This window comes from Massilia polaris, from assembly GCF_012927275.1.
GTDB classification, from domain to species: Bacteria; Pseudomonadota; Gammaproteobacteria; order Burkholderiales; family Burkholderiaceae_D; genus Telluria_A; species Telluria_A polaris.
The window spans coordinates 105,393-114,332 of sequence record NZ_JABBGG010000013.1 but is presented as its reverse complement, the minus strand read 5'-3'; the positions used below and the strand labels follow the sequence as shown (position 1 = coordinate 114,332).

At 63.4% G+C, this 8,940-nt stretch carries 7 protein-coding genes and 1 pseudogene; 7 read left to right on the top strand and 1 reads right to left on the bottom strand.

Annotation, left to right across the window (positions count from 1 at the left end):
- Window positions 1-128 precede the first annotated feature (128 nt).
- Window positions 129-233 (top strand): annotated as a pseudogene (locus HHL21_RS21975) (ACT domain-containing protein); the annotation flags it as partial.
- Window positions 234-308: 75 nt separating this feature from the next.
- On the opposite strand, the gene greB reads toward HHL21_RS21975, so the two are convergent.
- Complete coding sequence (greB, locus tag HHL21_RS19295; protein WP_169468905.1) at window positions 309-875, bottom strand: transcription elongation factor GreB; 567 nt, start codon at window positions 873-875, stop codon at window positions 309-311.
- A 113-nt stretch (window positions 876-988) separates the two neighbouring features.
- Between greB and HHL21_RS19290 the strand changes: the two genes are divergently transcribed.
- The 6 genes from HHL21_RS19290 (at window position 989) to fliD (ending at window position 8,938) form a co-directional block, all read left to right on the top strand.
- Window positions 989-2,077, top strand: coding sequence for a sensor histidine kinase (locus HHL21_RS19290; protein WP_169468903.1), 1,089 nt, complete (start codon window positions 989-991; stop codon window positions 2,075-2,077).
- Window positions 2,074-2,721, top strand: a complete 648-nt coding sequence (locus HHL21_RS19285) for a response regulator (RefSeq protein ID WP_169468901.1) — start codon at window positions 2,074-2,076, stop codon at window positions 2,719-2,721. The genes HHL21_RS19290 and HHL21_RS19285 overlap by 4 nt, the downstream gene beginning before the upstream one ends.
- A 123-nt stretch (window positions 2,722-2,844) precedes the next feature.
- Entirely contained in the window at window positions 2,845-4,404 is a 1,560-nt protein-coding gene (locus HHL21_RS19280) for a GGDEF domain-containing protein (RefSeq protein ID WP_169468899.1), read from the top strand.
- A 419-nt stretch (window positions 4,405-4,823) separates the two neighbouring features.
- A complete protein-coding gene (locus HHL21_RS19275; RefSeq protein ID WP_169468897.1) occupies window positions 4,824-6,350 on the top strand; it encodes a flagellin N-terminal helical domain-containing protein in 1,527 nt (508 codons plus the stop codon).
- A gap of 78 nt (window positions 6,351-6,428) precedes the next feature.
- Complete coding sequence (locus HHL21_RS19270; RefSeq protein ID WP_169468895.1) at window positions 6,429-6,791, top strand: flagellar protein FlaG; 363 nt, start codon at window positions 6,429-6,431, stop codon at window positions 6,789-6,791.
- Between the two features lie 101 nt (window positions 6,792-6,892).
- A complete protein-coding gene (gene fliD / locus HHL21_RS19265; protein ID WP_169468893.1) occupies window positions 6,893-8,938 on the top strand; it encodes a flagellar filament capping protein FliD in 2,046 nt (681 codons plus the stop codon).
- The last annotated feature ends 2 nt before the right edge of the window (window positions 8,939-8,940 follow it).

Here is an 8,940-nt window from a genome sequence, read left to right as displayed (position 1 = left end):
CAACTGGCTGTGGACCTACAATCACGACCGGCCCAACATGGCACTCGGCGGTATTACGCCAAAACAGAAATTGGCACTTGCCGCTTAACCTCTACTTTTAGCGTGCTCTAAAAATGGGGGGATTACCGCTGCGTTTCACGATCCAGGTGAAGGACCGGGTCCACCTGGCCCACCTGATCCGCAACCTGCGCCGCGTTTCGGGCGTCAACCGGGTCGAACGCGAGCGGCCGTAAGCCGCCCCGCTTACCTTTACCTCAGCGCGGGGAGCCGGTCGACGGCATCGCAGGCGCCTGCGCAGGCCTCCGGTATCAGTCCTCGATCGGGCGCGGATATTCCACCGCCAGGATGTCGAGTTCGTCTGCCCCGAGCGGGGTTTGAAGGGTGATGGTGTCGCCTTCGCGCGCCTTGGTCAGCGCGCGCGCGACCGGCGAGACCCAGCTGATCTTGCCATTCAGCGGATCGAGTTCGTCGATGCCGACGATGTTGACCTTATGCTTTTCGCCAGCCGCGTTCACATAGGTGACGGTGGCGCCGAAGAACACCTGGTCGTTCCCGTGATGGACGCTCGGGTCGACCACGGCGGCCGCATCCATGCGCTTGGTGAGGAAGCGGATGCGCCGGTCGATCTCGCGCAGGCGCTTCTTGCCGTAGATGTAATCGCCGTTTTCGGAGCGGTCGCCATTCGACGCGGCCCAGTGCACCACGCGCACGACTTCCGGGCGGTCGACGTCGATCAGCTGCAGCAGCTCGTCCTTGATGCGCTGGTAGCCGGCCGGCGTGATGTAGTTCTTGGCGCCGGCAGGAATGGCTTGCGCGAGGGCGAGCGCTTCCTCATCGTCGTCGTTGTCGGTCTCTTTAACAAATGCCTTGTTCATGTGGCTATTGTAACGGCCCGCTGCCTTTCTGCGCGTCCTGCAAGCCCCGGAGCAGGCCCAGGCTCCCTTGTTTTCACGTATCATTCCTGCATCCTTCACAGAATGGCCGATCGATGAACCCATGCCAGCCCACCCTTGCTGACGCCTTGCAAAGCTTTGCCGCCAACACGCCCGGCCTGGTCTACCAGTTCGCCCTGCACGCCGACGGCTGCGTGTCGTTTCCCTACCTGAGCGACGGCTGTGCGGCGCTGCTCGGCGTGCACGCCGGCGAGCTGCAGGAGATGCCGGAACGCTTCGTCCAGCTGATCCTGCCGCAGGACCGCAAGGGCTACCTCGATTCGATGCGCGCCTCGGCCGGCGCGCAGTCGGTGTGGAACTGGGAGGGCCGGATCTTCATCGACTCGTGGAACGACGAAAAGTGGATCAACCTGCGCGCCACCCCGCACGTGCTGGCCGAAGAACCGGGCAGCGTGCAGTGGGACGGCATCATGAGCAACATCACGGCCAGCAAGCTGGAACAGGAAGAGACGGCGCATTCGCGCGCCCGGCTGGCCGAGCTGACCGCCCACATCGAGCAGGTGAAGGAGGAGGAACGCACCCGCATCGCGCGTGAAATCCACGATGACCTGGGCGGCAACCTCACCGCCATCAAGATGGCGCTGGCGATGCTGGTCAACCGCCTGCCGGCGGACCAGCCGGAACTGGCCGACAAGGCCGCCTATGTCGATTCGCTGGTCGACCGCACCATCGACGCGATCCACCGCATCTCGCTCGACCTGCGCCCGTCGATGCTGGACTTCGGCATCGTCGCCGCGCTCGAATGGCAGGTGGGCGAATTTGAAAAGCAGATGGGCATCCGCTGCAGCTTCAGCTGCGACGACAAGGACATCGAGCTGCCCAGCGACCACGCCGCGGCACTATTCCGCATCTTCCAGGAAGCGCTGACGAATATCGCCAAGCACGCCCGCGCCAGCGCGGTCACGGTCAGCCTGCAGCGGCGCCGCCTCGAAGTGGTGCTGGCGATCGCCGACAACGGCGTCGGCATCGCGCCGGCCGACCGCCTCAAGCCGCAATCGTTCGGCCTGCGCGGCATGAATGAGCGCGCCAAGGCGCTGGGCGGCACGATGGCCTTGTCGCGGGCGCGCGGAGGTGGCACGATAGTAACTATCAAGACCAAAGACAGACAGCCACACGCTAAATGAGCCAAAAAGCAACTATCCGGGTATTCATCGCCGACGACCATGCCATCGTCCGCGAAGGCCTCAAGCAGATCCTGGCCGACTCGCCCGACATCATCGTGGCCGGCGAATCCGAGAACGGGCTCGATGCGATCAAGCTGTTCCGCAAATCCAAGTGCCATGTGATGCTGCTCGACATCTCCATGCCGGACAAGAGCGGCATCGACGTGCTCAAGCAGGTGAAAAAGGAGAATCCCGAGATGGCGGTGCTGATGCTGTCGATGCACCGCGAGGACCAGTATGCGATCCGCTCGCTCAAGGCCGGCGCCGCCGGCTACCTGACCAAGCAGAGCGCGCCCAAGGAACTGGTGACCGCGATCCGCCAGGTCGCCACGGGCCAGAAATATGTCAGCGCCGCGCTGGCGCAGGAACTGGCCGCGCAAGTCGGCGACGACCACGCGATGCCGCGGCACGACACCCTGTCCGACCGCGAATACCAGACGCTGACGATGATCGCCTCGGGCAAGACGGTCAGTGCGATCGCCGAGGAACTGTCGCTGTCGGTGAAGACCATCAGCGAGTACCGCGCGCGCCTGCTGGTGAAGATGAAACTCAAGAACAGTGCCGAGCTCACCCACTACGCGATCAAGAACCAGCTGATCGAGTAATAATTTCCTAGCGTGCATATGTAATGCCGAGAAGTAAGGGTGTTTACGCGCCCTTCTCGCGGGGATGACAAGTTGGAAACGCGATTATCATTCATATAATCCAATCGACTATCACCGCACTCCATGTCCACGCCGCCAGTACCGAACCCCGCCGACATCGCCCGCGAAGCGTTCCGCCGCCTCGCGACGCGCCGCATCGCCCCGACGCCCGAGGCCTACCGCCAGATTTACAACGATATCGCCGGCATCGTCGAGCCGAAGGCGCCCGCCGCCGCCAGCGCGGGCGCGGAAAGCGTGCTGGGCGAATTCACCGCCAGGCTGAGCGACACCCCAGGCGAGGTCGGCGAGGCCGGCCGCCGGCTCGAGCGCACCCTCAAGGCGCGCGACTGGGACGGCTTCGCGCGCGGCCTGTCGCAGCTGATGGACAAGCAGTTGAAAAAGCCCGGCCATTTCGAACTGGCGGTGCTGGCCGACGAACCGGAAGCGCGCCTGCTGCGCGACCTGCTCAGCCGCACGCTGGTCTTCGCGGTGGCGTCGCTGCTGGCCGGCTCCCCGCAACTCGTCAACGAGGCCGAATCGCTGGGCGCGGCCGTCAAGACCGCCCACAACGAAGCGGCGCTGAACGACATCGCGCAGCGCCTGAAGCAGCTGTGCTACCAGATCGAAATCCGCAGCGGCGACGCTGCCGAGCAGCAGGAACTGCTGCTGCGCCTGTTCCGCCTGCTGCTGGAAAACGTCACCGAACTGCTGGACGAAGACAGCTGGCTGCGCGGCCAGGTCGAGATGGTGCAGGCGCTGATCGCCGGCCCGCTCGACCAGCGCGCGCTGGAAGACGCGATGCGCAGCATGAAGGAAGTCATCTACAAGCAGGGCCAGCTCAAGCACAGCCTGTCGGACGTCAAGCTGACCGTCAAGAACATGATGTTGACCTTTATCGACCGCCTCAGCTCGGTGGCGGCGACGACCGGCGACTTCCACGAAAAGATCGGCGGCTACTCGGAACAGATCAGCCAGGCGACCAATATCGCCGAACTCAATACCGTGCTCGACAACGTGCTGCGCGAAACGCGCGCGGTGCAGGCCGAGGCGCTCAAGTCGCGCGACCGGATGGTGGCGGCGCGCCAGGAAATGCACGATGCCGAGACGCGCATCCATGCGCTGGAAGAGCAGCTGCGCCACATGAGCGAACTGGTGCGCGAAGACCAGCTGACCGGCAGCCTGAACCGCCGCGGGCTGGACGACGTGTTCGAGCGCGAAACCGCGCGCGCCGACCGCCGCGGCACCCCGCTGTGCGTCGCCGTGCTCGACCTCGACGATTTCAAGCGCCTGAACGATACCTACGGCCATATCGCCGGCGACGGCGCCCTCAAGCACCTGGTGCAGATCGTCAAGAACACGCTGCGCTCGATGGACGTGATCGCCCGCTTCGGCGGCGAGGAATTCCTGATCCTGCTGCCTGAGACCACCGTGGAGGCTGCGGCGCAGACGATGACCAGGCTGCAGCGCGAGCTGACCCGCCACTTCTTCCTGCATGAGAACGAGAAGATCCTGATCACGTTCTCGGCTGGCGTCGCGCTGCGCTTGCCGAACGAGGAACAGGAAGCGCTGGTCACGCGCGCGGACCGGGCGATGTACCAGGCCAAGCAGACCGGCAAGAATCGGGTGGTAGTAGCGGAATCGTAAGACAACAACGCAGGGGGGAAAGCGAAGCGCCTTCCGCCATTGCTTGCGTCAACGCGACGCGGACAATGGCGGAAGGCGCTTCGCTTTTCCGCCCTACAGACGGTAAGTTTTCATATTGTCTAGCAACGGCGATAACAAATCACGCATGGAACTCGTCAAGCGCCCGCTCCCCGCCGCCAAAATTTAATTTATTTCGCCCTAAAGTTTGGATTTTTACTGTCGTCTAGCGGGGCAGCTTCAGGAAATTTAAGGGCAGGAAAATGAAATAAATAGTGTTTTTCTCCATCAACTTTTTCAGGGAGCCACCGTTACCTGATTCAACTGCGGTGTGATTGCTTCGGAAGAGTGAAGCAGACCAAGGTGAACAGCGGCACGTCGCCCACCCCTGAAATACAAGTAGCATCAGTCTGGAGAAATAAATGGCATCGACCATCAACACCAACACCGCATCCCTGAACTCGCAGCGTAACCTGGCCGCATCGCAGAGTTCGCTCGCCACCTCGCTGCAGCGCCTCTCCTCCGGCCTGCGCATCAACAGCGCCAAAGACGACGCAGCCGGCCTGGCGATTTCGGACCGCATGACCAGCCAGATCAACGGCCTGAACCAGGCGTCACGTAACGCCAACGACGGTATCTCGCTGGCTCAAACCGCGGAAGGTGGCCTGGCTACCGCAACCGACCTGCTGCAGCGTATGCGTACCCTGACTGTGCAAGCAGCGAACGGCACCAACTCCGCATCGGACCGCGCTTCGGTACAGCAGGAAGTCAGCCAGCTGCAACAGGAACTGAACCGCGTTGCAACCAGCACCCAGTTCAACGGCCAGAACGTCCTCGACGGCACCCTGAACAACGCCCAGTTCCAGGTCGGCGCCAACGCCAACCAGACGATCAACTTCTCGATCGGCAGCGCACAGGCTTCGGCAATCGGCAACAACAGCCTGGCGAAGAACACCGGCGGCACCATGGTTGACGCTGTTGCTTCCGCAACCGCTGCCATTGGAGCCAACAACGTTGCTGTCGGCACCCTGACGGTCCAGGGCAACGGCGCATCGACCGGCGCACTGGCCGTCGCCGCCGGCGCATCGGGCAAAGCGATCGCGGACGCCGTCAACGCAGCTTCCGGCGCAACCGGCGTTACCGCAAGCGCAAGCACCGAGGCCACCCTCGGCGGCTTCGTGGCAGGCAACGTGTCGCTGACCCTGCAAGGCGCGCCAACCTCGGCTGGCGCCGCCAACCCGGTGACCGTCAGCGCAACCCTGGCATCGACAACCGACCTTGGCGCGTTGACCAAGGCGATCAATGACCAGACCGGCTCGACCGGCATCACCGCCGTTGCTGACCTGTCGACCGGCAAGATCGCGCTGACCCAGGCTCAGGGCTACGACATCGGCGTGAAGAACAACTCGGCACAGACCGCTATCACCGTGAAAGGCATGGCAGCAACTGACGGCGGCACCAATACCGCAGCGACCCTGACCGCAACCACGCTCAACGGTTCAGCTGCCACCGTCGGCGGCAAAGTCACCCTGAGCTCGGCATCGTCGTTCACCTCGACCGCCAGCGCTCTTGGTATCAACTCCGGCGTTGCTGGCGCCACCCACAGCAGCGCGCTGTCGGCAGTGTCGTCGATCGACGTGACCACCGTGACCAACGGCATCCCAAGCGGCGCGAACAATGCGCTGAAGGTGATCGATTCGGCATTGGCCAACATCAGCAACTCCCGTGCATCGCTGGGTGCGGTCCAGAACCGTTTCACCAACACCATCAGCAACCTGCAAGCAACGTCGGAAAACCTGAGCAGCGCACGTAGCCGCATCCAGGACACCGACTTCGCAGCGGAAACGGCCAACCTGACCCGCGGCCAGATCCTCCAGCAGGCAGGTACCGCGATGCTGGCCCAGGCCAACTCGCTGCCGAACGGCGTACTGTCCCTGCTGCGTGGTTAATCAGTAATCACATCGTAGCTTGATGCAATCCCCGGGTGGTTTTCACCGTCCGGGGAATTTTTCATTGAGGAGATCGCCATGCAAGTCCAGCCATTTGGCGGTATTACGCCAAAAACCGAATCCTACGACCGCCAGGCAACACCGCTTACCGCGCCCGCTGCGCGCCCGGTGGCGGTCGAGACGCGCAATCCCGTCACCGCCGTCGATGCCGAGCCGGCCCCGGCCGAAGTGGCCGACGCGCTCAAGACCATCAACAAGACTGTGCAGGCGATGTCGCCGAGCCTGGAATTTTCGATCGATGCCGACAGCAAGCGCACCGTGGTCAAGGTGGTCGACATGGATACCAAGGAAGTGATCCGGCAGATGCCGAGCGTGGAAGCGCTGGAAATCGCCAAGGCGCTCGACCGCCTGCAAGGCTTGTTGATCAGGCAAAAAGCCTGACCCAATTGCCGAACACCCGAACTGGCAGGGAATATACCCTCTAAAGTCGGGTTAAACCCTGCCGATAATAATTTACATTATTGTTTTCCGCAGGAGGCGCAGTGGCCATCTCATCACCCGGCATCGGTTCTAATCTTGACGTCAACAGCATCGTCAGCCAGCTCATGGCGGTCGAAGCTCAGCCGTTGAACACGCTTGCCAAGAAGGAAGCCGCCTACCTCGCGAAAGTATCCGCGTTCGGCACCCTCAAGGGCGCCCTGTCGTCCTTCCAGACCGCGCTCGATGCGCTCAAGATGCCCGCCAAGTTCCAGGGCGTAAATGCGACCGCCTCCGACACGGCCATCCTGAGCGGCGCCGCCACCAGCAAGGCCGTTACCGGTTCGTACACGGTTGACGTGACCAAGCTGGCACAGGCGCAAACCATCGCCACCGCCGGCCAGGCCACCAGCACCGCGCCGATCGGCGACGGCGCCAAGACCACCCTGACCTTCCAGTTCGGCACCATCACCGGCGGCAAGCTGCAGAACGGCGTCTATGTGAACGATGCCGCCGCCGCGCCGCCCAACCCGGCGTTTGCCCAGGACGCCACGCAGATCGGCGGCAGCGTCGTCATCGACAGCACCAACCACTCGCTGCAAGGCATCCGCGACGCGGTCAACAAGGCCAACATTGGCGTGACCGCCACCATCGTGTCCGATGGCAGCGGCAACCCGCATCACCTGGTGATGACCTCGAACGCCACCGGCGCGACCTCGAGCATGAAGATCTCGGTCGCGCGCGATGCTGGCGCGCCTCCTGGCGATACCGCGCTGGCCGACCTGCTGGCCTACGATCCGGCCGGCGCCCAGAAAATGACGCAAAGTAGCGCCGCCCAGGATACGGCGCTGACCGTCAACGGCATCCCGGTGAACGCCAGGAACAAGTCGGTGAGCGAAGCGATCCAGGGCGTGACGCTGACGGTCAACAAGATCGGCAGCACCACCGTCAACGTGTCGCGCGACACCGCGGCGATCCAGAATGGCGTGTCGTCGCTGGTCAAGGCTTACAACGACCTCGACAAGACAATCAAGTCGCTGACCGCGTACGATGCAGCCACCAAGACCGGCGGCGCCCTGCTGGGCGAGGCCTCGGTGCGCAACATCCAGGCCCAGGTGCGCTCGATGCTGGGCGAGACCCTGACCGGGGCCGGCGGCGCGCTGAATAACTTGACCCAGATCGGCGTGACGTTCCAGCGCGACGGCTCGATGGCGCTCGACTCGGCCAAGCTGACCAAGGCGATCGACACCAGCTTCAATGACATGGCCGGCCTGTTCGCCTCGATCGGCACCTCGACCGACAGCCTGGTCAAGTTCATCGGCTCCAGCTCGCTGACCAAGCCGGGCTCGGGTGCGCTGCATGTGAGCGCCCTGGCCACCCGCGGCCAGGTCAGCGGCGGCAGCGCGGCGGTGCTGACGATCGGCGCCGGCAGCAACGACCAGCTGAACATGAGCGTCGACGGCATCAGCACCAGCCTGACGCTGGCGCCCAACACCTACACCGCCACCTCGCTTGCGGCGTACCTGCAGACGACCATCAACGGCGCCTCCGAATTCAAGGCCGCCGGCGTCACGGTCGCGGTCAGCGTCGATGCCGGCGGCAAGCTGACGATCATGTCGAACCGCTACGGGTCGGCGTCCAAAGTCGATGTCAGCGGCAACGCCGCGCCCAGCCTGCTGCCGACGCCCACCGATACCGACGGCATCGACGTGGCCGGCACCATCGACGGCGTTCCGGCAACCGGTTCCGGCCAGCTGCTGACGGCCGGCGTCGGCTCGACCCTGTCGGGCCTGAAAATGGAAATTACCGGCGGACCAGCGCCAGCGGACCGAGGCAATGTGAGTTTTTCGCAAGGCTACGCCGACATCCTTACCAAACTGGTCGACAACTTCACCAGCACGTCGGGCCTGATCAATGGCCAGACCACCAGCCTGCAGAACAGCATCAAGGACATCGGCAAATCGCGCGATGCGATGAACCTGAAACTGACGGGCATCGAAAAGCGCCTGCGTGCGCAGTTTACTGCACTGGACGTAGCAATCGCCCGCATGACGACGACAAGCAACTATTTAACGCAACAATTAGCTCAGCTGAGCACAATGACGAGCTAAGC

Coding starts and splice junctions, on each gene's coding strand:
- HHL21_RS19275 (WP_169468897.1), top strand. CDS start 4,824: ATGGCATCGACCATCAACACCAACACCGCATCCCTGAACTCGCAGCGT.
- HHL21_RS19280 (WP_169468899.1), top strand. CDS start 2,845: ATGTCCACGCCGCCAGTACCGAACCCCGCCGACATCGCCCGCGAAGCG.
- HHL21_RS19270 (WP_169468895.1), top strand. CDS start 6,429: ATGCAAGTCCAGCCATTTGGCGGTATTACGCCAAAAACCGAATCCTAC.
- HHL21_RS19290 (WP_169468903.1), top strand. CDS start 989: ATGAACCCATGCCAGCCCACCCTTGCTGACGCCTTGCAAAGCTTTGCC.
- HHL21_RS19285 (WP_169468901.1), top strand. CDS start 2,074: ATGAGCCAAAAAGCAACTATCCGGGTATTCATCGCCGACGACCATGCC.
- greB (WP_169468905.1), bottom strand. CDS start 875: ATGAACAAGGCATTTGTTAAAGAGACCGACAACGACGACGATGAGGAA.